The sequence below is a fragment of the Bordetella genomosp. 7 genome (assembly GCF_002261265.1).
Classification (GTDB): Bacteria; Pseudomonadota; Gammaproteobacteria; order Burkholderiales; family Burkholderiaceae_B; genus Bordetella_A.
In genome coordinates this window covers 462152-483863 of record NZ_NEVK01000001.1, presented here as the reverse complement: position 1 = coordinate 483863, position 21712 = coordinate 462152, and the positions used below count along the sequence as shown (strand labels likewise).

The 21712-nt window shown below is 64.0% G+C and carries 25 protein-coding genes and 1 other RNA gene; 11 read left to right on the top strand and 15 right to left on the bottom strand.

Features of this window, described 5'->3' with window-relative positions:
• Window positions 1-242 precede the first annotated feature (242 nt).
• Entirely contained in the window at window positions 243-719 is a 477-nt protein-coding gene (locus tag CAL19_RS02285) for an Lrp/AsnC family transcriptional regulator (RefSeq protein ID WP_026639915.1), read from the bottom strand.
• A 156-nt stretch (window positions 720-875) separates the two neighbouring features.
• On the opposite strand from CAL19_RS02285, the gene hppD reads away from it, so the two are divergent.
• A complete protein-coding gene (gene hppD / locus CAL19_RS02280) occupies window positions 876-1991 on the top strand; it encodes a 4-hydroxyphenylpyruvate dioxygenase (protein ID WP_026639916.1) in 1116 nt (371 codons plus the stop codon).
• A gap of 21 nt (window positions 1992-2012) precedes the next feature.
• On the opposite strand, the gene CAL19_RS02275 is transcribed toward hppD, so the two are convergent.
• The 6 genes from CAL19_RS02275 to ilvD form a co-directional block, all read right to left on the bottom strand.
• The gene (locus tag CAL19_RS02275; RefSeq protein WP_094795925.1) at window positions 2013-2354 is read right to left on the bottom strand and encodes a c-type cytochrome; all 342 of its coding nucleotides are present in this window, start codon (window positions 2352-2354) and stop codon (window positions 2013-2015) included.
• A gap of 65 nt (window positions 2355-2419) precedes the next feature.
• A complete protein-coding gene (locus CAL19_RS02270) occupies window positions 2420-2992 on the bottom strand; it encodes a ferritin-like domain-containing protein (protein WP_026639918.1) in 573 nt (190 codons plus the stop codon).
• Between the two features lie 25 nt (window positions 2993-3017).
• Window positions 3018-3725, bottom strand: coding sequence for an RNA polymerase sigma factor (locus CAL19_RS02265; protein WP_051423784.1), 708 nt, complete (start codon window positions 3723-3725; stop codon window positions 3018-3020).
• An 89-nt stretch (window positions 3726-3814) separates the two neighbouring features.
• Window positions 3815-4372 carry a peptide-methionine (S)-S-oxide reductase MsrA gene (gene msrA, locus CAL19_RS02260; protein WP_026639920.1) on the bottom strand — a complete coding sequence of 186 codons (558 nt, stop codon included), beginning with the start codon at window positions 4370-4372 and terminating at the stop codon, window positions 3815-3817.
• 46 nt (window positions 4373-4418) lie between these two features.
• Window positions 4419-4766: a c-type cytochrome gene (locus CAL19_RS02255; RefSeq protein WP_026639921.1), complete on the bottom strand. Its 348-nt coding sequence runs from the start codon at window positions 4764-4766 to the stop codon at window positions 4419-4421.
• Window positions 4750-6435 carry a dihydroxy-acid dehydratase gene (gene ilvD, locus CAL19_RS02250; RefSeq protein ID WP_094795899.1) on the bottom strand — a complete coding sequence of 562 codons (1686 nt, stop codon included), beginning with the start codon at window positions 6433-6435 and terminating at the stop codon, window positions 4750-4752. Before ilvD ends, CAL19_RS02255 begins: the two co-directional genes overlap by 17 nt.
• A gap of 103 nt (window positions 6436-6538) precedes the next feature.
• On the opposite strand from ilvD, the gene lgt reads away from it, so the two are divergent.
• Entirely contained in the window at window positions 6539-7327 is a 789-nt protein-coding gene (gene lgt, locus CAL19_RS02245) for a prolipoprotein diacylglyceryl transferase (protein ID WP_026639923.1), read from the top strand.
• Here lgt and CAL19_RS02240 read toward each other — a convergent pair.
• The 4 genes from CAL19_RS02240 to CAL19_RS02225 all read right to left on the bottom strand — a co-directional run bounded on the left by CAL19_RS02240 (window position 7302) and on the right by CAL19_RS02225 (window position 9116).
• Window positions 7302-8048 (bottom strand): SIMPL domain-containing protein, encoded by a 747-nt coding sequence (locus CAL19_RS02240; RefSeq protein WP_026639924.1) that lies wholly within the window; start codon window positions 8046-8048, stop codon window positions 7302-7304. The genes lgt and CAL19_RS02240 overlap by 26 nt on opposite strands.
• A gap of 77 nt (window positions 8049-8125) precedes the next feature.
• Window positions 8126-8311, bottom strand: a non-coding RNA gene (gene ssrS, locus CAL19_RS02235) — 6S RNA.
• Window positions 8312-8355: 44 nt separating this feature from the next.
• Window positions 8356-8670, bottom strand: coding sequence for a cell division protein ZapA (locus CAL19_RS02230; RefSeq protein ID WP_026639925.1), 315 nt, complete (start codon window positions 8668-8670; stop codon window positions 8356-8358).
• Window positions 8670-9116 (bottom strand): hypothetical protein, encoded by a 447-nt coding sequence (locus CAL19_RS02225; RefSeq protein ID WP_026639926.1) that lies wholly within the window; start codon window positions 9114-9116, stop codon window positions 8670-8672. The genes CAL19_RS02230 and CAL19_RS02225 overlap by 1 nt, the downstream gene beginning before the upstream one ends.
• Window positions 9117-9518: 402 nt before the next feature.
• Here CAL19_RS02225 and CAL19_RS02220 point away from each other — a divergent pair, with 402 nt between their 5' ends.
• The 3 genes from CAL19_RS02220 (at window position 9519) to CAL19_RS02210 (ending at window position 12594) form a co-directional block, all read left to right on the top strand.
• Window positions 9519-9983, top strand: a complete 465-nt coding sequence (locus CAL19_RS02220; RefSeq protein WP_094795897.1) for a tripartite tricarboxylate transporter TctB family protein — start codon at window positions 9519-9521, stop codon at window positions 9981-9983.
• A 21-nt stretch (window positions 9984-10004) separates the two neighbouring features.
• Complete coding sequence (locus tag CAL19_RS02215) at window positions 10005-11510, top strand: tripartite tricarboxylate transporter permease (protein WP_094795896.1); 1506 nt, start codon at window positions 10005-10007, stop codon at window positions 11508-11510.
• 178 nt (window positions 11511-11688) lie between these two features.
• Window positions 11689-12594 (top strand): NAD(P)-dependent oxidoreductase, encoded by a 906-nt coding sequence (locus tag CAL19_RS02210; protein ID WP_094795895.1) that lies wholly within the window; start codon window positions 11689-11691, stop codon window positions 12592-12594.
• A 50-nt stretch (window positions 12595-12644) separates the two neighbouring features.
• On the opposite strand, the gene CAL19_RS02205 is transcribed toward CAL19_RS02210, so the two are convergent.
• Window positions 12645-13274: an FMN-dependent NADH-azoreductase gene (locus CAL19_RS02205; RefSeq protein WP_094795894.1), complete on the bottom strand. Its 630-nt coding sequence runs from the start codon at window positions 13272-13274 to the stop codon at window positions 12645-12647.
• A gap of 127 nt (window positions 13275-13401) precedes the next feature.
• On the opposite strand from CAL19_RS02205, the gene CAL19_RS02200 reads away from it, so the two are divergent.
• Window positions 13402-14319, top strand: coding sequence for a LysR family transcriptional regulator (locus tag CAL19_RS02200; protein ID WP_026639281.1), 918 nt, complete (start codon window positions 13402-13404; stop codon window positions 14317-14319).
• A 14-nt stretch (window positions 14320-14333) separates the two neighbouring features.
• Here CAL19_RS02200 and CAL19_RS02195 read toward each other — a convergent pair whose 3' ends face one another.
• Genes CAL19_RS02195 through CAL19_RS02185 form a run of 3 tightly spaced genes read right to left on the bottom strand, consistent with a single transcriptional unit; the run spans window position 14334 to window position 17098 of the window.
• Window positions 14334-15875, bottom strand: coding sequence for a sensor histidine kinase (locus CAL19_RS02195; RefSeq protein WP_094795893.1), 1542 nt, complete (start codon window positions 15873-15875; stop codon window positions 14334-14336).
• Window positions 15856-16542 (bottom strand): response regulator, encoded by a 687-nt coding sequence (locus CAL19_RS02190; RefSeq protein WP_094795892.1) that lies wholly within the window; start codon window positions 16540-16542, stop codon window positions 15856-15858. Before CAL19_RS02190 ends, CAL19_RS02195 begins: the two co-directional genes overlap by 20 nt.
• Entirely contained in the window at window positions 16523-17098 is a 576-nt protein-coding gene (locus CAL19_RS02185) for an RNA pyrophosphohydrolase (protein WP_026639284.1), read from the bottom strand. Before CAL19_RS02185 ends, CAL19_RS02190 begins: the two co-directional genes overlap by 20 nt.
• 65 nt (window positions 17099-17163) lie before the next feature.
• On the opposite strand from CAL19_RS02185, the gene CAL19_RS02180 reads away from it, so the two are divergent.
• Genes CAL19_RS02180 through tolA form a run of 5 tightly spaced genes read left to right on the top strand, consistent with a single transcriptional unit; the run spans window position 17164 to window position 21708 of the window.
• Window positions 17164-18894: a proline--tRNA ligase gene (locus CAL19_RS02180; RefSeq protein ID WP_094795891.1), complete on the top strand. Its 1731-nt coding sequence runs from the start codon at window positions 17164-17166 to the stop codon at window positions 18892-18894.
• A gap of 49 nt (window positions 18895-18943) precedes the next feature.
• On the top strand, window positions 18944-19366 hold the full coding sequence (ybgC, locus tag CAL19_RS02175) for a tol-pal system-associated acyl-CoA thioesterase (protein ID WP_026639286.1): 423 nt from the start codon (window positions 18944-18946) through the stop codon (window positions 19364-19366).
• A gap of 2 nt (window positions 19367-19368) precedes the next feature.
• Complete coding sequence (gene tolQ / locus CAL19_RS02170) at window positions 19369-20049, top strand: protein TolQ (protein WP_026639287.1); 681 nt, start codon at window positions 19369-19371, stop codon at window positions 20047-20049.
• Complete coding sequence (gene tolR / locus CAL19_RS02165; RefSeq protein WP_094795890.1) at window positions 20049-20498, top strand: protein TolR; 450 nt, start codon at window positions 20049-20051, stop codon at window positions 20496-20498. The genes tolQ and tolR overlap by 1 nt, the downstream gene beginning before the upstream one ends.
• 31 nt (window positions 20499-20529) lie before the next feature.
• Window positions 20530-21708, top strand: a complete 1179-nt coding sequence (tolA, locus tag CAL19_RS02160) for a cell envelope integrity protein TolA (RefSeq protein ID WP_094795889.1) — start codon at window positions 20530-20532, stop codon at window positions 21706-21708.
• Window positions 21709-21712 lie beyond the last annotated feature (4 nt).

The window sequence follows — 21712 nt, the reverse complement described above, 5'->3', positions numbered from 1 at the left end:
GACATCTTAGCACGATTTTTTCAGGCTGTGCAACAACGCGTATTCACATTGTGCCGCCCGACGCAACCAAGACACCGGCCCCGCCACCTGGAAAAACACACCCAGGCAACGAAGGAGCGAGACTATAGCACAGATATTCAGACCATGCAGAAAGGTGCGGCACGTATTTTTTTCGGGCGCCCAAAAAACGGGGCCGTATTACCTGGCCGTGCCGCCTGCCACCCAACGCAGGGGGTCGCTACTTATAGCTGCAGTTCGGTGGTTTCTTTGATTTGCTGGAGCGCGAAGTAGGACTTCATATCCACCACCGCAGGGTGCCGCATCAGGGTGTCCATGGCAAAACTGGAAAAGTGGGCCAGGTCGGCCACCTGCACGCGCAATAGATAGTCCATGTCGCCCGACATGGCGTAGCACTCGGTGACTTCGGGCCATCGCTGCACGTCGCGGGCGAACTCGACAATGGGGGCATGGCTGCCGCCCACGTGTTTGTCCAGGCGGATGGAGACGTAGGCCAATAGCCCCAGCCCCACTTTTTCGGCCTCGACCAGCGCCACATAGCGCTTGATATAGCCCTGCTCTTCCAGCCGGCGAACCCGACGCAGGCAGGGGCTGGGCGATAGGGAAACCCGCTCGGCCAGTTCCTGATTGGTAAGACGGCCATCGCGTTGCAGCTCGGCCAGTATCCGGCGATCTGTCCTGTCCAGGTCAGCTTGCGACATGTTTGGTCCCATATGGTGTTTTTACAGCAATATTATTGCCCTGATCTGGCTTTTTCGAAGCAGGTTTGCAATCAATTGCCCGGCCGGGCTGCCTACAATTTCGGCTTGGGAACCTGAATCTTCAGGTTCAGGCGCATTCAGATCAGGAGAGAGACCATGAGCACCGACGCCTTCAAGCCGTGGGAGAACCCTATGGGCACCGCCGGTTTTGAGTTCATCGAATACGCGGCGCCCGACCCCGCCGCGCTGCGCAAGGTGTTCGAGACGCTGGGTTTCAAGGCCATTGCGCGACACCGCCATAAAGACGTCACCCTTTATCGCCAAGGTGGCGTGAACTTCCTTATCAACGCCGAACCGGACTCTTTTGCACAGCGCTTTGCCCGGCTGCATGGGCCGTCGATCTGCGCTATCGGCTTCCGTGTGCAGGACGCGGCACGTGCCTACAAGCGCGCGCTGGAACTGGGCGCCTGGGGGTTCGATTCGCACAGCGGGCCGATGGAACTGAATATCCCGGCCATCAAGGGGATAGGTGATTCGCTTATTTATCTGGTGGATCGCTGGCGCGGCAAGAACAACCACCGAGGCATCGGCGATATCAGCATCTATGACGTGGATTTCGAGCCGCTGGATCCCCAGACTGCAGAAAGCGATCTGACCCATTCGGGAGCCGGCCTGGCACTGGTGGACCACCTGACGCATAACGTGCACAAGGGCCGCATGGCGGAATGGTCGGAATTCTACGAGCGGCTGTTCAACTTCCGCGAGATCCGCTATTTCGACATCGAGGGCAAGGTGACCGGCGTGAAATCGAAAGCCATGACGTCGCCCTGCGGAAATATCCGCATTCCCATCAACGAGGAAGGCACGGAAGAAAAAGGCCAGATCCAGGAATACCTGGACCTGTACCGCGGCGAGGGCATTCAGCATATCGCGCTGGCGACCGACGACATTTACGCGACCGTGGAAGCGCTGCGGCGTAACGGCGTGACCTTTCTGGACACGCCCGACACGTACTACGAACTGCTGGAGCAACGCCTGCCCGGCCACGGCGAAGACGTGGCGCGTCTGCAGAAGAACCGCATCCTGCTCGACGGCGCCCCGGGCGGCGGATTGCTGTTGCAGATTTTCACCGAGAACCAGATCGGGCCGATTTTCTTTGAGATTATCCAGCGCAAGGGCAACGAAGGCTTTGGCGAAGGCAACTTCAAGGCCTTGTTCGAATCGATCGAGCTAGACCAGATGAGGCGAGGCGTGGTGCGGGCGGTAGAGTAACGCCCACCTGGCGGCTCGGGCTCATTGCGCGCAGGGCGGGGCCTGTTTCAGGTACGCGATCAGGTCTGCGCGCTCGCCGGCATCGGCGATGCCGGCATATCCCATCGACGTGCCGGGCACCGCGGCCATCGGATTCTTCAGAAACACGTCCAGGGTCTGTTCGTTCCAGATGATCCCGGACTGTTTCATGGCCTGGGAATAAGAATAACCGGGCACGCTGCCTGCACGTCGCCCCAACAGCCCACAGTGACGCGGCCCGGTGCGGTTATAGGCAAGCGCATGGCAGGCCAGGCAGCGCCCGTAGATTTCCTCACCGCGACGGGCGTCACCCACCCCTGCCGGGGCATCGGCCGCCACGGCCATGCTGGCTACGGCCAGTGTGGCCGCCAGCATGGCCGGCCAGGCGGTTGCAAAGCCGCAGGACGCATTCATGACATGAAGGCCACAGGAACGGGCTCTTCGCCCAACGCATGCCGAAGAACCGCCCAGTGCATGGCCTCGTCGCCCAGGATGCTGGCCGCCGCCTTGGCCAGATCGCGGTTGTCGAATACGGGGACGGCGCCCAGATAGGCGCTGACAGCGCCCTTTTCCAGCGTTGCGGCGAATCGCAGCACATCGGCCTGGCTCTTGAGCGAACTGGTGGGGAACGTGTAATGAGCCTGTTCCGCCACCGGCTTGCCCCCCAGCGCCTTGACGGTTTTTGACAGCAGTTCGGCGTGGGCACGATGATGCCCCTGAAACGTCAGGGCAAGATCGAGCACCGGCTTTTGCAGCAATTTGCTTTCCGCCCCCAGCTGGTAGGCGGCGACCGCTTCCAGCTCGGCCGCCAGCGCCGTATTGAGGATGCGTACATCGGATTCCTGGGCTTGGGCACCCTTTGCCAACGCCGTGCGCCCGGACAGCAGCGCAATCGCGGCACCGGACAACACCAGCCCGCCTTGTTGCAGGAACGCACGTCGAGCAGGTGCGCGCGCGACCGTCCCTATCGCGAGAAACGACATGATGAACCCCCAGTAGTAAGAAAAGTCAGCCGTCGTGCCCGGCGGCGTCCAGCCGCTTCATGACAGCGGCTACGATGCGATCACAACGATCGCCTGCAAAAGAGAAGGCGGCGTCCAGGCCCGCGACCACCTCGCGCTGCAACGCCTTGCGCAGCAGGGCGCGGGCCCTGAAATACCGCGTGCGCACGGTAGCGTCGGGGATACCCAGGCAGCCGGATATCTCTTCGACGGACATTTCTTCGATGGCCCGCAACACGAATACCTGCCGGAACGCATCCGGAAGCTCGTCGATCTTGGCCTCTAGCAGCCTGCGGGTTTGAGCCTGCAATACGTGGTGCTCGGGACGCGATCCGTTGGCGGCGTCTTGCATGATGTGCTCCGGCAGATCGGGGCCGGTGAGTGGCCGGTCGACGAGCGGGACCAGGCGCAGCCGACGCTCGCGCTTGCGCAGGCGCTGCCTGCACTCGTTGACGGCGATGCGCACGAGCCAAGTCTGCAGAGACGCATCGCCCCTGAATGTGCCGATGACCCGATACGCCTTGATATACGCTTCTTGTACGGCGTCTTCGGCGTCGTTGTCGTTACGCAAGATGCTGCGCGCCGTGCGGTAAAGCGTCTGGTTGCAGCGCCGCATCAGGTCCTGCAGCGCCTGGCTGTCGCCGCGCGCAATGCGGTGGGCGAGCTCGGCGTCGGACAGCGCCGCGCCGATGGGCTTGAGCAAGGTCGATGGCATATCTGCGGCTCCTGCCTCGCGATTATTCGAGGATATGCCGCATTAGATGCCGCCGCGGCACGCTCCGTTCCCGGCCGCCTCGCCGCGGATCAACGCTTCAGTCGGTCGTGGAACTGCTTGCGGAACTTGGCCACCTTGGGCGCGATGACGAACTGGCAATAGCCTTGTTCGGGATGCTGCGCAAAATAGTTGCGGTGGTAGTCTTCGGCGGGCCAGAAAGTGGCCGGTTCGCGCAAGTGTGTGACCAGGGGCGCATCGTAAACATGCTGCGCTTCGATTTCGGCCATGACCGCGCGCGCCTCGTCGCGCTGGGTGTCGTTCTGCCAGAAAATAGCGGACTCGTATTGCGGCCCCACATCATTGCCCTGGCGACCCGGCGTGGTGGGGTCGTGGGTGGCAAAAAAGACGCGCAGCAGATCGCTGTAGGACAGCTGTGCGGGGTCGAACTCGACACGCGCCACTTCGACATGGCCAGTCTGTTTGCCACACACTTGTTCGTAGGTGGGGTGGTCGACATGCCCGCCGCAATAGCCCGGCTGCACGCTGATGACGCCGCGCAGATCCTGCAGGACGGCCTCGACGCACCAAAAACAACCGCCGCCCAGCACGGCAACCTGGGAAGAACCTGGGGAAGTCTGCTCGCGCATATGTGCTCCTTGGCATGGCGGCAGGCCGGATGGCCGCCCGCAATGACTAGTTTTCAGCCTTGGCAGGCGCCAGGGAAAGGATCCATAGGGCCAGCTGCCGTGCTTCTTGGTCGCTGACCTGCGCCTGCGCCGGCATGGGCACCACGCCCCATGCACCGCGCCCGCCGCCGCGGATCTTTTCTGCCAGGTACCCGACCATGGCCTCGCCCTGCCCCGCGTAGCGTTCTGCCACGCTTTGCAGCGGCGGCCCCACCCGCTTGCTGTCGACCTGGTGGCAAGCCATACAGGCCTTTTGTTGCGCCAGCGCCAGGCCGCCTTCAGTACTTTGGGCGGCAGCCGCCCCCATCCACAAACCCATGGCGGCCCCTGCCGCCAACCTAATCTTCAAATGCATCGGTCACTGCCCCACGACTTGCGGTGCCGGCAAGCTTGCCGAATTTGGCCAGCACGCCACGCGTATATCGCGGCCGGGGCTGTACCCAGGCCTTGCGACGCTCCGCTATCTCATCGTCAGAAATATTCAACTGCAGCAGCAGTTGGTGAGCGTCGATGGTAACCGAATCGCCCTCGCGGATCAGGGCAATGGGCCCGCCGACATATGCCTCGGGCGCCACATGGCCCACCACCATGCCCCAGGTGCCGCCCGAAAACCGCCCATCGGTGATCAGGCCGACGCTTTCGCCCAGCCCCTGCCCCACCAGGGCCGACGTGGGGGCCAGCATTTCGCGCATGCCGGGGCCGCCCTTGGGGCCTTCGTAGCGGATGACCACGACGTCGCCCGCCTTGATGCGCTTGTCCATGATGTCGGCCATGGCATCGTCTTCGGAATCGAACACGCGCGCCGGCCCGGTAATAACGGGGTTCTTCAGGCCGGTGATTTTCGCCACGCATCCTTCGGGCGCCAGGTTGCCCTTGAGGATCGCCAGGTGGCCCTGAGGGTAGATGGCCTTTGAAATGGGCCGTATGACGTCCTGGCCTGCGGGCGGCTCGGAAGGGACGTCAGCCAGCGTTTCGGCAATGGTCTTGCCCGTAATGGTGGGACAGTGGCCGTGCAACAGGCCCGCATCGAGCAATAGTTTCATGACTTGCGGAATGCCCCCGGCACGATGCAGGTCGGTGGCGACGTAACGGCCCGACGGCTTGAGGTCGCAGATGACCGGCACGCGGCGCCGGATGCGTTCGAAGTCGTCGATTGTCCATTCGACCTCTGCGGCATGGGCGATGGCCAGGAAATGCAGTACTGCATTGGTGGAACCGCCGGTGGCCATGATGACCGCCACCGCATTTTCGATGGATTCGCGCGTGATGATGTCGCGCGGCCGCACACCCCGCCGCACGGCGTCGACCAGCACGCGCGCCGATTCGGCTGCCGATGCCACCTTCTCGTCGTCTTCGTTGGCCATGGTGCTGGAATACGGCAGGCTCATGCCCATGGCCTCGAATGCGGAACTCATGGTGTTGGCCGTATACATGCCGCCGCATGACCCCGAGCCGGGAATGGCGCATTTTTCGATCTGCTTGAAATCTTCTTGCGGCATGCGGCCCATGGTGAACTCGCCGACGGCTTCGAACACCGAAACGATGGTGAGATCCTGCCCGCGGTAGCGTCCGGGCTTGATGGTGCCGCCGTAGACATAGATGCCCGGCACGTTCATGCGGGCCAGCGCGATCATGCCGCCGGGCATGTTCTTGTCGCAGCCGCCTATGACGACCACGCCGTCCATCCACTGCCCCTGCACGGCGGTTTCGATACAGTCGGCAATGACTTCGCGGGACACAAGCGAATACTTCATGCCTTCGGTGCCCATCGACATGCCATCGGAAATGGTGGGCGTGCCGAATACTTGCGGGTTGGCGCGCGATGCGCGCACAGCCTGGATCGCCGCGTCGGCCAGCCGTTGCAGGCCGCTGTTGCAGGGGGTGATCGTGGAATGGCCGTTGGCAACGCCGATCATGGGATTGTCGAAGTCGGCTTCCTGGTAGCCCAGCGCGTAATACATGGCGCGGTTGGGCGCACGGGCCACACCATGGGTGATATGACGTGAGCGCTCGTTATCGGGCATGCTTGTCTCCGGAAATGTTGCCGGCCTGCTGTATGGCCGGCATGCTTTAGGACGGCACCTTCGCCGGTTATTATCGACCCAATCTTTTACTGCGTGGCGGAATATGCTGCTTCATCCCCAATTCGACCCCATTGCCCTGCGTATAGGCCCCGTGGCCATTCATTGGTACGGGCTCATGTACCTGCTGGGGTTCGCCCTGGTCTACTTGCTGGGGCGCATGCGCCTGGTTCGCGGCCACACCCCCGCACTGCAGCCGCGCGACCTGGAAGACCTGATTTTCTATAGCGTGCTGGGCGTCGTGCTGGGCGGCCGGCTGGGGTACGTGCTGTTCTACAAGCCGGCGTACTACCTTGCCCACCCCCTGGAAGTGCTGTATCTGTGGGAAGGCGGCATGTCGTTCCACGGAGGCCTGATCGGCGTGATCGTGGTGATGCTGTTGTACGCGCGCAAGAAGCAGCTGTCGTTTTTCACGATCAGCGACTTTATCGCGCCGCTGATCCCGCTGGGGCTGGGCGCGGGACGGCTGGGCAACTTCATTAATGGCGAATTGTGGGGCCGCCCCACGGATGCGCCTTGGGGCATGGTGTTTCCGCAGGCCGGCGACACAGTGCCGCGCCACCCTTCGCAACTGTACGAGCTCGGCCTGGAAGGCATCGTGCTGTTTGTGCTGCTGTGGTGGTTTTCGGCCCGGCCTCGCCCGGCGGGCCAGGTGAGCGGCCTGTTCTTGATAGGCTACGGGGCGTTCCGATTCCTGGTGGAATTCACGCGAGAGCCGGACGGATTCCTGGGCCTGCTGGCCGGCGGCATGAGCATGGGACAGTGGCTGTCCCTGCCCATGGTGCTGGCCGGCGTGGTTTTGTTCGGGCTCAGTGCAAGGCAACCGTCCCGTTGACCGAGATGCTGACGGTGACCTTGCCCGCCTCGAGCGGCACGTCGGCCGATTCCGCTGCCGCGCTCTTGGCCATCATCTGCGCGCCCATGGGGCGCGGCACGGGTACGGGCGAGCCGCCGCCGCTCAGTTCGAGCTGTCGAACCTGATAGCCGCTGAAACCGAATGCCGTGGCCGCGGCCAGAGCGCGATCGCGGAAAGCCTGAGCCGCCTGGCCCAGCAATTTGCGTTCTTCGGCGTCGCGAGCCTCGCGCGACAGGACGAAACTGATGTGGCTGATGGCGGTTTTGTCGGAAAGCTTGGAAGCCAATGCCGACGCCGCCGCGAAGTCCTTGGATTCGAGAATGATCTCGCCGCGGGCTCGCCAGTTCTGGATTTTGCCTTTTTCGTTGGTGTTGGGCCAGATGCTGTAGCCGCCCGAGCTGACTGCGACGTCTTTTGTGCCCTGGGCACGCTTGACCGCTTCGTCCAGCGCAGCCGTGAGCGCCTTGCCGGCCGCAGATTGCGTGGCGGCCTCGAGTTCCGCGGCCAGCGTAATGCGCACCGTGTCCTGCTGGACTTCGGACGCGGCCGACGCCTGCAGAGTGAGTTCCGGGGCGCGCGCCGCAGCATCGTCGGGCTGTGCGTGTTGCTGCGCGTACGCCGGTTGGACCGCGGCGAGGGCCAGGGCCGTGCAGCACGCAGCCGCAAGCCGGTTCAATGAAAGCACGGGACGGGAGCGCATCATGGCGAGCCTGTATTGAGATGAAGGGGGGAAGGAGACATCCGGCGCGGACCTGCGTGCAGCAGGCCCGCCGGAAGAAATGCCCCACCTGTGCCGTCTAGGCCGGCATCTCGAACCGTTGGGTTCAAGGTGGTCGCGTTCCGTTGAGCGTCGGGTTCATCTACGAAGAGACAAGCGCTCCAGCTCACCATTCACGCAACCAATATGCCGTAAGACATAGGTTCAGAGAATGTATGGCCAAGTCACGAACACGGCAGGGACAAACTGAAAAAAACTGCGTGATACCGACACGCCGGGGGCTTGCGCCCTACAACAATTTTTCCTGGCCTGACAATGCGTCGTCAAGCAGAGAGTTCATGTCCTCGATTCTACGCTTGAAGTCGCCCACCGCCAAACCCCCCAGGGGACCATCGGGCGCAGCCTTCATGGCGAGCAACTCGCCGGCGATCTGCAACGCCGCCATGACGGCGATACGCTCGTTGCTGGACACTTTGCCGGAGCCCTGGATGCGCATCATGAGTTGATCGACATGGCGCACGGCGGCCAACAGCGCAGGTTTTTCGTCGGTAGCGCAGGCGAGGGAGTAATCCCGCCCCAGGATAGTGACATCGACGCGTTCCATCAGGCTTGGTCTCCGGTGGGCGCGCCCGGCAGGCGGGCCAATACGGTATCGATGCGCTCGCGGGCGGCGGAAGCGGCTACACGCAGTCGTTGCAATTCGGTATCGCGCGCGCCGAGATCGCCCAGCAGCTCAGCTTCGCGCGCATTGCCGCGTGCTTCCAGTTCCTGGCGTTCGGCGATCGCACGCGCAAGCTGTTCGCGCAGGTCGGCCTCTGTTTGACGGGCTTCGGCGAGCATGGATTCGACGGTGCCGTCGTGCTCTTGCAGGCGTGCCTGCATGGCCTGTATTTCGGCGTCGCGCTCGGCGCAGCGCTGTTCGAGCGCGCGCTGGCCGGATTCGCTTTGGCTCAGGCGGACACGCAACGCGTCGCGCTCGGCATGTAGTTGCCGCGTGCGTTGCACCAGTTGCCCGATCCGGGCGGCGAGTTGGTCGAGGTCTTGCAACATGGGCGCTATCGTAAACCATTCTGCGCGCCTGCCGGTCGGCTGCACGCAACGTGAGAAACACGGCAATATTCGGTAGAACTTACCGAACCATCGTGCCGGCTATCCGCAAGAATAAAACGCCGCGCACCCGCGTGGCGGCTTTCGTGCGTCTTTCTAATAACTTTCAATCAGCTTTCATTCTGGGCCGATGCAGGCGCAGGGTTACAACTTAGACGCCCGTTCTAGGGAAAACCCCATCCGCCCCGCCGATGAGTCGGGTTTGCAGGCCCACCCCCCTTCGCTACCATGCGCGCTGCCTAAAAACGGCACCTCCTTTCATAACTAGTGGCACGTTGCAGTGCCCTTTTGCGCGGGTCCGATGCGGGCCCGCTTTAACTCACATGCTGTACATAGGAGTAGACCATGCAGCTACGCAATCGGCAGGATTTCTGGTCGGGGGTGATGTTCGTCGCCCTGGGCCTGGGATTCGCCTGGAAGGCGGCGAGCTACCAGATGGGCACCGCCGCCCGGATGGGCCCCGGCTATTTCCCGTTCTGGCTGGGCATCTGCCTGGCCGTGCTGGGCGCAGTGGTCGCGCTGAGCGCGCTTTCCTCGAAAGCCACCGAAACGACCGTCGAGCGCTTCGACTTCAAGATCCTGTTCATCATCATCGGCTCCGTCGTGCTGTTCGGCCTGTTGCTGCGCCCCCTGGGCCTGTACCTGTCGATCTTCCTGCTGGTAGCAGGCAGCAGCATCGCCAGCTTCGAGTTCAACTGGCGCGTCGCAGTGGTCAACGCCATTTTCCTGGTGGTCTTCTGCTGGCTGGCATTCGTCAAGGGCCTGGGGCTGATCTTCCCGCTGTGGCCGACGTTTCTGGGCATGAATTAAAACCACGGGGCAGACAACATCATGGAATTGCTCGAACACCTCGCGCTCGGATTCTCCGTCGCGGTCACCCCTGAAAACCTGCTGTACGCGCTGCTGGGCTGCATCCTGGGCACGCTCGTCGGCGTGCTGCCCGGCCTGGGCCCCGTGCCCACCATCGCCATGCTGCTGCCCATCACCTACGTGCTGCCGCCGGTGGCCGGGCTGATCATGCTGGCCGGCATTTACTACGGCACCCAGTACGGTGGCTCCACGACCGCCATCCTGGTCAACCTGCCCGGAGAAACCTCGGCGGTGGTCACCGTGCTCGACGGCCACCAGATGGCGCGTAACGGCCGCGCCGGCGCGGCGCTCTCGCTGGCTGCCGTCGGCTCATTCTTCGCCGGCAGCGTCACCACCATGCTGATCGCCGCCTTCGCGCCCCCGCTGGCTGAAGTGGCCTTCAAGTTCGGCCCTGCCGAATACTTCTCGCTGATGACCCTGGGCCTGATCGGCGCCGTGGTGCTGGCCTCGGGCTCGCTGCCCAAGGCCATCTGCATGATCCTGCTGGGCCTGCTGCTGGGCATGGTGGGCACCGACGTGAACTCCGGCGTGGCCCGCTACGACTTCGGCATTCCCGAATTGCAGGACGGCATCGACTTCGCCATCGTGGCCATGGGCGTGTTCGGCTTTGCCGAAATCCTGTCCAACCTCGAGCAGCGTGAAAACCGCGTCGAACTGCAGGACAAGATCGGCTCGCTGTACCCCAGCCGCCAGGAAATCCGCGAAGCCGCTCCCGCCATCGTGCGTGGCACGGCCCTGGGCTCGATGCTGGGCATCCTGCCGGGCGGCGGCGCCGTGCTGTCGGCGTTTGCGTCCTATACCCTGGAAAAGAAACTGTCCAAGGAACCGGAACGCTTCGGCAAGGGCCACCCCGCCGGCCTGGCCGGCCCCGAGTCGGCCAACAACTCCGGCGCACAGGCCTCGTTCATCCCGCTGCTGACGCTGGGCATCCCCGGCAACGCCGTGATGGCCCTGATGGTCGGCGCCATGACCATCCACAACATCCAGCCGGGCCCGCAGGTCATGACCAGCCACCCGGAACTGTTCTGGGGCCTGATCGCCTCGATGTGGATCGGCAACCTGATGCTGGTGGTGCTGAACCTGCCGCTGATCGGCCTGTGGGTCAAGCTGCTGCGCGTGCCCTACCGCATCCTGTTCCCGGCCATCCTGGTGTTCTGCACCATCGGCGTGTACTCGTTGAACTACAACGTATTCGACATCTACACGACGGCCGCGTTCGGGGTGGTGGGATACCTCTGGGCCAAGCTGCGGTGCGAAGGCGCCCCGCTGCTGCTGGGCCTGGTGCTGGGCCCCATGATGGAAGAGAACTTCCGCCGCGCCCTGCTGCTGTCGCGCGGCGACTTCCTCACCTTCGTCGAGCGCCCCCTGTCGGCCTCGCTGCTTGCCGCGGCGGTGGTGCTGGTGGTGCTGGTGGCCCTGCCGTCCATCCGCAAGAAGCGCGAAGAAACCTTCGTCGAAGAGGACTGACCCCAGCAATGCCGGTGCGGGCGCACGCCGCGCACCGGACGCCAGGGATACCAGCCGGCCCTTGCCAGGGCCGGCTTTTTTTATACCGTGCGCCGCCAGGGCATCCTCCGGATTTCACCGCTGGAGCGAGGGATTGCGGTAACGTTCAGGTTTTCACCTTGCACTACCGGAGACTTGAATGGCATCGATCGGTACGCGGGACTACGAAAAAGTCGTATCCCAGAAAGTTGCTTTCCTCGGCCTGGGCGTCATGGGGCTTCCCATGGCAGGACACCTGGCGCGGGCGGGCCACCAGGTGACGGTGTATAACCGCAGCATCGCCAAGGCGCAGGCATGGACGGCGGAATTCGGCGGGCAAAGCGCCGCCACGCCGCGCGAGGCGGCCGCCGGCGCGCAGGTCGTGTTCGCCTGCGTCGGCAACGACGATGATCTGCGCAGCGTGGTACTGGGCGAAAACGGCGCGTTTGCCGGCATGGCGCCAGGCGCGATTTTTGTCGATCACACCACCGCGTCGGCGGATGTTGCCCGTGAACTGTACGGGGTGGCGCGCGGCAAGCAACTGCAATTTGTAGACGCGCCCGTGTCGGGCGGGCAGGCCGGCGCCGTCAACGGCGTGCTGACTGTAATGTGCGGCGGCGATACCGACGCCTTCGAGGCGATCAAACCGCTGGCCCAGGCCTATGGACGCGCCGTTACCCTGGTGGGGCCGCCGGGCGCGGGCCAGTTGGCCAAGATGGTCAACCAGATCTGCATCGCCGGCCTGGTGCAGGGACTGTCCGAGGCGATTGCCTTCGGGCAGGCAGCGAAGCTGGACATGAAGCTGGTGCTGGATGTGATCAGCAAGGGCGCGGCCCAGAGCTGGCAAATGGAAAACCGCGGCGCCACCATGGTGGACAACAAGTTCGACTTCGGTTTTGCCGTGGACTGGATGCGCAAAGACCTGGGCCTGGTGCTGGCCGAAGCCCGCAACAATGGCGCGCGCGTTCCGGTGACCGCGCTGGTCGACCAGTTCTACGGCGACGTACAGAAAATGGGCGGCGGCCGCTGGGATACGTCCAGCCTGATTACGCGACTGCGCGATTGATGGGGCGAGGCGCCGGCCGCATGCCGGCCGCCCGCGCCGCCCGGCAGACCTCAGGCCGCCAGACGCTGCTGCCCGGGCGCGCCGAGCAACGCATCAATACGCTGCCTGGCGGTGGCCAGGCCTTCTTGGGCCGCAGCATCGCCCATCGCCATGCCCTCGGCATAGATAAACGCCGGATCGGCCAACCCGACAAAGGCCAATACCTGTTTCAGGTAGGGCGACAATGTGTCGTCCGCCGTGCCTTCGGCCTTGCCGCCCCGGGCGCCCAGCACCACGACCTGCTTGCCGCGTATCAGCCCTTCGGGCACGCCCTGGGCGTTATATCGAAAGGTCAGTCCTGCCCGGGCGATATAGTCGATATAGCTTTTTAACTGAGCCGGAAGCCCGAAGTTATAGACCGGCACGGCGAACACAATGCGGTCGGCGTCGAACAATTCATTCACCAGCTCATCGCTCTTGGCGACGATGGCAGCCTGCGCTTCTGTGCGCTGGTCGGCCGGCGTGAACAGGGCGCCCGCCGTAGCGCCGTCAAAGTAAGGTACGGGATCTTGCCCCAGGTCGCGCAGCCGGACAGAGCCGTCGGGCTCGATAGCGCGCACCTGCTGGATGAGGTGGTCAACCAGTTTGCGGGAATTGGAACGGTCGCCAAGGATGGAAGCAAGGATCACTAAGGTTTTCATGGGGAACTCTCCGGTTTCGCCGTGCGGCGCAATGACATGCCTTCACTTTAAGGAAGATGATTCGTTGCATAAACCCGGTTAAGATGAACTGCTTGTTCCGTTTATAGAACAGTAGCGGGAGTACTCCGTGCAAGATCTGAATGACCTGTTTTATTTTTCCCAAGTGGTCGAGCATGGCGGTTTCAGTGCCGCGGCCCGGGCGCTGGATATTCCGAAATCCCGGCTGTCGCGCCGCATTTCACAGCTGGAAGACACACTGGGCGTGCGTCTGCTGCAGCGAACCACCCGCCGGCTACGCCTGACCCTGGCCGGAGAGCGCTATCTGCACTATTGCCGCGAAGTGACGGCATCGGCGCGTGCCGCCGAAGATGCCATGCGGCAATTGCAGTCCGAGCCCAGCGGGCCTGTCGTGATCAGTTGCCCCGTGGCCATTGCCCAGCAAATGCTGGCGCCGCTGTTGCCGGAATTCCTGGACACGTGGCCGTCAGTGTCGGTGCAGGTGCTGGCGACCAATCGGCGGGTGGATCTCATACGCGAAGGCGTGGACCTGGCGCTGCGGGTGCGGACGCGGCTGGACACCGACGCCGAGCTGGTGGTCAAGCATCTGGGCATGGCCAGCAGCAGCATTGTGGCCAGCCCCGCGTATCTGCAGCGCCACGGCGTGCCGGCCACCCCGCAGGAGCTGCAATCGCACAACATTCTGAGTTTCAGCGAGCCGCAGGTTGAAGTGCGATGGCCGTTGCGCAACCGGCAAGACGAAGAAGAGATCATTACCCTGCAGCCGCAGTTGTGCTGCAACGATTTCATTGTGCTGACCGAAGCCGCGGTGCGCGGCCGGGGCATCAGCCTGCTGCCCATGGTGGCCACCTATGACGAGGTGCGCCGCGGCTCGCTGGTACAGGTGCTGCCGGACTGGCGTTCGCCCACGGGCATCGTGCATTGCATTTACCCATCGCGCCGCATGAGCCCTGCGGTGCGGGCCCTGCTGGACTTTATCTCGGGGCGCCTGCCCGATATGTATGCGCGGGTAGAGCAGGCGGCATAGCGGCGCGCGTCCGCTCAGGACTCTGCGGCCGTTCCGGGCACGGGGGCTGCGGGATATGCGGGATCTGCCAGCGGCAAGCGCAATACCGCAGCCAGGCCCGCGCCGCCTTGCCCGTTCGGCTCGCCATCACGCAATTCGATTTCGCCGTCATTGCGCCGGGCATAGGCCCGGGCAATGGACAGCCCCAGCCCCGAGCCGGGCGAACCCGCCAGCCGGCCCGGCTCGACGCGATCGAAGCGGGCGAAGGCGCGCGCGCGGGCGCCGGCGCTGATACCCGGGCCGTTGTCGGACACCGCGACTTCGGCGTAGCCGTCTTGCCGCCTGACCGACACGGTGATGCGGGCGCCGGCTGGGGCATAGTGAATGGCGTTATGTACCAGGTTGGACAGCGCCTCGTGCAACTCGACATTGCTGCCCATGACCGGCACTACCAGCTGGCCGGTATCGGATTCGTCGCGGGATGCCGGCGCCCATCCCAGATCCTGATGTTTTTCGTGTGAGAGGGGCAGGTACTGCAGCACGACATCGCGCGCGAGCTCGTTCAGGTCGAGCAGCTCACGTGCGCTCGGGCCGCCCTGGCTGGCATGGGCCAGCGACAGCAGCTGTTCAGTAAGCCGGCGCGTGCGCCCCAATTGGTCGACAATTGCCCGCAGGCCTTCGCGGGCGCGTTGCGGGTCGGGTTCGCGCAGGGCATATTGGGCCTGGGTCAGCATGATGGCGAGCGGCGTGCGCAATTGGTGCGACGCATCGGCAAGGAACTGCGATTGCTCGTCCAGCATGCGCCGGTGCCGCTCGACGTGGTGATTGACGGCTTCTACCAGCGGTATGACTTCGTTGGGCACGCGGCTGGCATCCAGCGGAGTGAGGTCGTTGGGAGGGCGTGCACGGATGTCGTTGCGCAGGCGGCTCAGCGGACGCAGCGACCACGCCACCCCCCACCACACCAGAATGGCGACCAAAGCCAGCATGCGCGCGTCGCGCAGCAATTCCTGGCGGCGGGCCGCGCTTTCCACTTGCAGCCGGCGGCCTATGCTTTCGGCCACCAGAATCAGCACCTGACGGTGCCCGCCGCGGTAGTACAAGTCGCGAACCAAGGCGACGACGCGCACGGGGTCGTTGCGGTAGACGCTGTTGAAAAATACCGGCTCGCCGCGCTCGGACGGCCATTGCGGCGGGCGCGGCAGTTCGGGCATGCCCGTCACGAGCCTGCCGGCGGGCGGAACCTGGCGCCATCCTTCGGGGGTGGGCGGGTCGATTTCCTCGATGCTGAAGTACTTGCGCAGGCCCGCCGTGGATTCGAGGATGACCTGTGCGTACACCGGAGCGGCAACCATCAGGCCGCCCTCCCCGGTAAATTCGATGCTGCTTTCCAACACCCGGGCAGGTTCCAGCAACGCGCTGTCGTACGCTTCGTTGGTGATCGTCGCCAGGGTGCGATAGTCGTTCCAGCTGTCGATGACCAGCAGCAGGATCACGCCGGGCAGCAATAGCGTGATCAGAAGCGTGCGTATGCCCGCCACGCGCCAGGGGAAGCGCTTAGGTTCCGGAAGGCTCACTGGCGACGCTTTCAAGCATGTAGCCCAGCCCCCGCACCGTGACGATGCGTACGTCGCTGCCGGCAAGCTTCTTGCGCAGGCGGTGCAGTACGACCTCGATGGCGTCGAGGTTGGCTTCGCTGTCCTGGGTGAACACCTTGTCGAACAGCTGGGTCTTGTCTACCGGAAACCCGCTGCGGGTAAGCAGGGCGGCCAGGGCCGCATGTTCGCGCGGCGTGAGAAACAGCAGGTTGCCGTCGAGCGTAAAGGCGCGGCTTTCGCCGTCATAAGAAAGCGAACCGCATTGCAGGCGGGGCGCCTGGCGTCCGCGGCTGCGGCGCACCAGCGCGGCCACGCGAGCCTCGAGTTCTTCGAGCGCGAACGGCTTGGTGAGGAAATCGTCGGCGCCCAGGTTCAGGCCGCGCACGCGATCCTGCAGCGCCCCCTGTGCCGTGAGCAGCAATACGGGAGTGTGGTCGCTGCGCCCGCGCATGTCGCGCAGGACCACCAGCCCGTGTTTGTCGGGCAGCCGCAGATCCATGACGATCGCGTCGTACTCGTTGGCGGCCATCAGGGATTCGGCCGTGCGGGCATCGGGCGCATGGTCGGGGGTAAAACCGCTTTGCGCCAGCGCCCGGACCAGCCAGGACGCCATTTCGAGTTCGTCTTCAACCAGCAATATGCGCATGACCGTCAGGCTCGGCGGGCATGCCGTCGGCCGCACGCCCCTGGCCATGCACCCGCTGGCGCAGATAACGCGTTTCGTGCTGGCGCCGGAACAGGATGCTGGCGAGTTCGTTGAGCGCCAGGGTATAGACTTCGCGCTTGAACTCTATGACTGCGTCAAGCGGTACCCAGTATTGGCTCCAACGCCAGGCGTCGAACTCCGGGTGCTGCGTCGCGCGCAGGCATACGTCGCTGTCGCGGCCCACGAGGCGCAACAGGAACCAGATCTGTTTTTGACCTTTATAGTGGCCGCGCCACTCGCGCCTGACAAAATGATCAGGCACGTTATAGCGCAGCCAATCGCGTGTGCGCCCCAAAATGCGGACATGTTCGGGCTTCAGGCCCACTTCTTCATGGAGTTCGCGATACATGGCCTGCACCGGGCTTTCGCCGTACTTGATGCCGCCCTGCGGGAACTGCCAGGCGTGTTCCCGGATACGCTTGCCCCAAAAGACCTCGTTCTTGCTGTTGACGAGAATAATGCCGACATTGGGACGGTAGCCTTCACGATCGAGCATGGGCCACCCCCACCGAATTCAATACAATTACGGTCGATTATACGTATCTGTAGCCACCTTTTAATATGCGCGCATCCACCTACCATCTGAACACCCTGAAAGAGGCCCCCGCCGAGGCCGAAGTCGCCAGCCACCAGCTGATGACGCGTGCGGGCATGATCCGCAAGCTGGCCGGCGGCATCTACACCTACATGCCGCTGGGCCTCAAAGTGATCCGCAAGGTCGAAGCCATCGTGCGCGCCGAGATGGACGCCGCCGGCGCCATCGAACTGCTGATGCCGGTGGTTCAGCCGGCCGAGCTCTGGCAGGAATCGGGGCGGTGGGTGCAGTACGGCCCCGAACTGCTGCGCATCAAAGACCGCCACCAGCGCGATTTCGTGCTGCAGCCCACGTCTGAAGAAGTCATCACGGATATCGTGCGCAACGAAATCCACAGCTACCGGCAGTTGCCGCTGAACTTCTACCATATACAGACCAAGTTCCGCGACGAACGCCGCCCGCGCTTCGGCCTGATGCGGGGCCGCGAATTCACCATGAAAGACGCGTATTCATTCGATCGCGACGAGGCCGGGGCGCAGCGCAGCTACGACAAGATGTACGAGGCGTACATTCGCATATTTCAACGCCTGGGGCTGGAGTTCCGCGCGGTCGCCGCCGACACCGGCTCCATCGGCGGCTCGCGCAGCCACGAATTTCAGGTGATTGCCGACACGGGCGAAGACCTGCTGGTGTACAACCCGGATACCCAATACGCGGCCAACATCGAACTGGCCGAAGCCCCCTGCCTGCTGGCCGAGCGCGCCCCGGCCAGCGAAACCCTTCAGGCCGTGCCCACGCCGGGCGCCGCCAAATGCGCCGACGTGGCCGCCCTGCTGGGCCTGCCGCTGGAACGCACCTTGAAATCCATCGTTCTGGCCACCGAGCCCGAGCCCGGCAAGGTGCAGGTCTGGCTGCTGCTGTTGCGCGGCGACCATGAACTCAATGAAATCAAGGCGGGCAAGCTGCCCGGCCTGGCGGACTTCCGCTTTGCCACCGAAGAAGAAATCGTGACGCATTTCGGCTGCAAGCCGGGCTATCTGGGCCCCATAGGCACCGCCCTGCCCGTAAAAGTGATTGCCGACCGCACGGTGGCCCACATGGCCGATTTCGTCTGCGGGGCCAATCGCGAAGACTTCCACTACACCGGCGCCAACTGGGGCCGCGACCTTCCCGAACCCGAACTGGTGGCCGACCTGCGCAATGTCGTGGCCGGCGACCCCTCGCCCGACGGCGTGGGCACACTGGTGATCCAGCGCGGTATCGAGGTGGGCCACGTGTTTTTCCTGGGCACCAAGTATTCCGACGCGCTCAAGGCGACCTTCCTGGACGAGAGCGGCAAGCCGGCCACCCTGCAGATGGGCTGCTATGGCATAGGGATCACCCGCATCGCCGCCGCGGCCATCGAACAGAACCACGATGCCCGCGGTATTGTCTGGCCGCGCGCCATCGCGCCCTTCGAGGTGGTGATCTGCCCCGTCGGCTGGGGCAAAAATGAAACTGTTCGTAACGAAAGTGTAAAACTGTATGAGGCGCTGCGCCAGCGCGGGGTGGATGTCATTCTCGACGACCGCGACGCGCGGCCCGGGGTCATGTTCGCCGAATGGGAACTGATCGGGGTGCCATTGCGCGTAACAGTTGGAGAACGCGGCCTGAACGACGGTGTGGTGGAATTGCAGGCCCGCCGCGAAAGCGAGGCGGCGAAGATTCCCGTCGGGTCAGCCCTGGAACAGGTGCTGGCCAAGCTGGAAACCCTGTAGACTGCCCGGCCCTGCGCGTCCGGCGACCGGCAAGGCTGCCATACCCATTGTGAGCGAATCGTTTCCTGTAGAGTCCGTGCTGAAGGTCCGTGTCTATTACGAAGACACGGACGCCGGCGGCGTGGTGTTCTACGCGAACTACCTCAAGTTCATGGAGCGCGGGCGCACCGAATGGCTGCGCACGCTGGGAGTGGAACAATCCGACTTGGCAAAACGCGAGGGGCAGTTGTTCGTCGTCCATTCGCTGGACATGTCGTACCGGAAACCCGCGCGGCTTGACGATCTGTTGACGATACGCAGTCGTGTCACACGGATCGGCCGCGCTTCGATACACTTCGCGCAGCGCGCCGAACGCGACGGGGAACTGCTCGCGCACGGCAATATCCAAGTCTGCTGTGTCGACACCGTGAATTTGCGCCCAATGGCCTTGCCGGCCATCGTTCGCACCAAATTGGAATCCCTTCAGGAATAACCATGCAAGTCACCAACGACATGTCGTTGCTTTCGCTGATTGCGCACGCCAGCGTTCCCGTCCAGCTCATCATGCTGTTGCTGCTGGGCATTTCCATATTGTCCTGGACCTATATTTTCGCCAAGCGGCTGGCGATCAAGCGCGCCCATGCCCAGACACGGCGCTTCGAAGATGATTTCTGGTCGGGCGGCGACCTGTCGATGCTGCAGCAGGCCGTGGCCAGCCGACGCGACGAGCAAGGCGCGCTGGCGCGGATCTTCGACGCCGGCATGACCGAGTTTCTGAAAGCACGCCGCGCCAACGCGCACGGCGACGTCAACGTGCTGCTCGATGGCCCGCGCCGCGCCATGCGGGCGGCATACCAGCGCGAGATGGACGCGCTCGAATCGCACCTGAACTTCCTGGCGTCGGCCGGGTCGGTCAGCCCGTACATCGGCCTGCTGGGCACGGTGTGGGGGATCATGCACGCATTTATCGGCCTGTCGAACATGCAGCAGGCAACACTGGCCTCGGTGGCGCCGGGCATTGCCGAAGCCCTGATCGCCACGGCCATCGGCCTGTTCGCGGCCATTCCCGCCGTGGTGGCGTACAACCGCTACACCCACGACATCGACCGTCTGTCGATCCGTTTCGACAGCTTTGTCGATGAATTCCTGAACATCCTCCAACGTCAGGTACGCTGATGCCTTCAGTCCGGTCGTACGGCCGCGCGGGCCGACGCATGAAAGCCGATATCAACGTCGTGCCCTATATCGACGTGATGCTGGTGCTGCTGGTGATCTTCATGGTCACCGCCCCCCTGATCACCCCCGGCCTGATCAACCTGCCGTCGGTGGGCCAGGCATCTGAAGTGCCGGCCACGCCGCTGGAAGTGCAGATTTCCGAAGACGGCCAACTGGCGCTGCGCATGCGCGAGGCCGGCGCCACGCCGCAAGACATCCTCCGCGACCAGCTGGTGGACCAGGTGCGCCAGCGCATCACCGCCGAAACGCCGGTGGTGATCGCGGCCGATGGCAAAGTGCCTTATGAAACCGTGGTGAAGGTCATGGACGACCTGCGCAGCAACGGCGTGACGCGCCTGGGCCTGCTCGTCGACCAGGGCGCGGCCGCACAGGAACCGCAGAAGCGTTGATGCACCGCCGCCAGCCGCCACTGCAACGCCTATGACCCCGCCTCTTTTCAAACACGACGGCCAGGCCCCCATCACGCCCGCCGCGCAAGACAACCGCAAGGCGCTGGGGCTGGCCATCCTGGTGCATATCCTGCTGCTGGTTGCCCTGATTTTCGGCGTCAACTGGCGGTCGGAAAACCCGGGCCCGGTGCAGGTCGAGCTCTGGGCCGAAGGCGACACCCCCGACTCGCCCCCGCCGCAAGAGCAGCCCGAACCCGAGCCCGAGCCCGAACCCACGCCGGAACCGCAGCCGCAGCCCGAGCCGGAACCGGAGCCCCCGGCGCCGCAGCCAGAACCCCAGCCCGAGCCTGCCCCGGCGCCGCCCCCCGTGGAAAAGCCGTTGCCGCCGCAGCCCGACCCTGAAATCGCGCTGGAACAGGAACGCAAGAAGCGCGAGGAAGAAGAACGCGCCCGCCGCGAGGCCGAGGCCGCGAAGGAAAAGGCGCGCCTGGAAGAAGAACGTCGGCTGGCCGAACTGAAAGAAAAGCAAAGGCTCGAACAGGAACGCAAGGCGGCTGAAAAAGCCGCTGCCGAAAAGGCCGCTGCCGAGAAAGCTGCCGCCGAGAAAGCCGCCGCCCAGAAGGCTGCTGCGGAAAAGGCGGCCGCCGAGAAAGCCGCTGCGGAAAAGAAAGCCGCCGCGGAGAAAGCTGCCGCCGAGAAGGCAGCCGCCGAGAAAAAGGCGGCCGAGAAGGCTGCCGCAGAGAAAGCGGCTGCCGAGAAAAAGGCCAAGGAAGAAGCCGCCCGGAAAGCGGCCGCCGAAAAGAAAGCCAAGGAAGAAGCCGCCAAGAAGGCCGCGGCCGAGAAGGCGCTTCGCGAAGCGTTCCGCCAGGACGCCTTGGGCGCCGCGGGCATCCCGGGCGGCACCGCCGACCGCAACCAGCAAGGCGGCGGCCGCGACGACGGCTACGGCGCCAAGGTGCGTGCCTGCATCCGGCCCGGGGTAGCCTACCCCACCCCGCCGCGCAGCGGCTCGGCCAACCCGACCGTGCAATACCGGGTACAGTTGAGTTCAGACGGCAGGGTAACGGGTGTGAACCTCACCTCTTCGTCGGGCAACACAGGGTTCGACCGTGCCGTGGAAACCGGCATCCGGCGTTGCAACCCGTTCCCCAAACCCTCGACGGGCCGCTACGAGTCCGTCATTGATGTCGTGTACCGAATGTATGACTGACAGG

Bases quoted from the DNA above. Each gene is read 5' to 3' on its own strand.
- CAL19_RS02275 (WP_094795925.1), bottom strand. From the start codon at position 2,354: ATGGCCGTGGCGGCCGATGCCCCGGCAGGGGTGGGTGACGCCCGTCGC.
- CAL19_RS02265 (WP_051423784.1), bottom strand. From the start codon at position 3,725: ATGCCATCGACCTTGCTCAAGCCCATCGGCGCGGCGCTGTCCGACGCC.
- CAL19_RS02205 (WP_094795894.1), bottom strand. From the start codon at position 13,274: ATGAAAACCTTAGTGATCCTTGCTTCCATCCTTGGCGACCGTTCCAAT.
- hppD (WP_026639916.1), top strand. From the start codon at position 876: ATGAGCACCGACGCCTTCAAGCCGTGGGAGAACCCTATGGGCACCGCC.
- CAL19_RS02190 (WP_094795892.1), bottom strand. From the start codon at position 16,542: ATGCGCATATTGCTGGTTGAAGACGAACTCGAAATGGCGTCCTGGCTG.
- CAL19_RS02255 (WP_026639921.1), bottom strand. From the start codon at position 4,766: ATGCATTTGAAGATTAGGTTGGCGGCAGGGGCCGCCATGGGTTTGTGG.
- CAL19_RS02240 (WP_026639924.1), bottom strand. From the start codon at position 8,048: ATGCGCTCCCGTCCCGTGCTTTCATTGAACCGGCTTGCGGCTGCGTGC.
- ilvD (WP_094795899.1), bottom strand. From the start codon at position 6,435: ATGCCCGATAACGAGCGCTCACGTCATATCACCCATGGTGTGGCCCGT.
- CAL19_RS02225 (WP_026639926.1), bottom strand. From the start codon at position 9,116: ATGTTGCAAGACCTCGACCAACTCGCCGCCCGGATCGGGCAACTGGTG.
- CAL19_RS02270 (WP_026639918.1), bottom strand. From the start codon at position 2,992: ATGTCGTTTCTCGCGATAGGGACGGTCGCGCGCGCACCTGCTCGACGT.
- CAL19_RS02215 (WP_094795896.1), top strand. From the start codon at position 10,005: ATGGAATTGCTCGAACACCTCGCGCTCGGATTCTCCGTCGCGGTCACC.
- CAL19_RS02180 (WP_094795891.1), top strand. From the start codon at position 17,164: ATGCGCGCATCCACCTACCATCTGAACACCCTGAAAGAGGCCCCCGCC.
- CAL19_RS02230 (WP_026639925.1), bottom strand. From the start codon at position 8,670: ATGGAACGCGTCGATGTCACTATCCTGGGGCGGGATTACTCCCTCGCC.
- tolR (WP_094795890.1), top strand. From the start codon at position 20,049: ATGCCTTCAGTCCGGTCGTACGGCCGCGCGGGCCGACGCATGAAAGCC.
- lgt (WP_026639923.1), top strand. From the start codon at position 6,539: ATGCTGCTTCATCCCCAATTCGACCCCATTGCCCTGCGTATAGGCCCC.
- CAL19_RS02220 (WP_094795897.1), top strand. From the start codon at position 9,519: ATGCAGCTACGCAATCGGCAGGATTTCTGGTCGGGGGTGATGTTCGTC.
- tolA (WP_094795889.1), top strand. From the start codon at position 20,530: ATGACCCCGCCTCTTTTCAAACACGACGGCCAGGCCCCCATCACGCCC.
- CAL19_RS02185 (WP_026639284.1), bottom strand. From the start codon at position 17,098: ATGCTCGATCGTGAAGGCTACCGTCCCAATGTCGGCATTATTCTCGTC.
- msrA (WP_026639920.1), bottom strand. From the start codon at position 4,372: ATGCGCGAGCAGACTTCCCCAGGTTCTTCCCAGGTTGCCGTGCTGGGC.
- CAL19_RS02210 (WP_094795895.1), top strand. From the start codon at position 11,689: ATGGCATCGATCGGTACGCGGGACTACGAAAAAGTCGTATCCCAGAAA.
- tolQ (WP_026639287.1), top strand. From the start codon at position 19,369: ATGCAAGTCACCAACGACATGTCGTTGCTTTCGCTGATTGCGCACGCC.
- CAL19_RS02285 (WP_026639915.1), bottom strand. From the start codon at position 719: ATGTCGCAAGCTGACCTGGACAGGACAGATCGCCGGATACTGGCCGAG.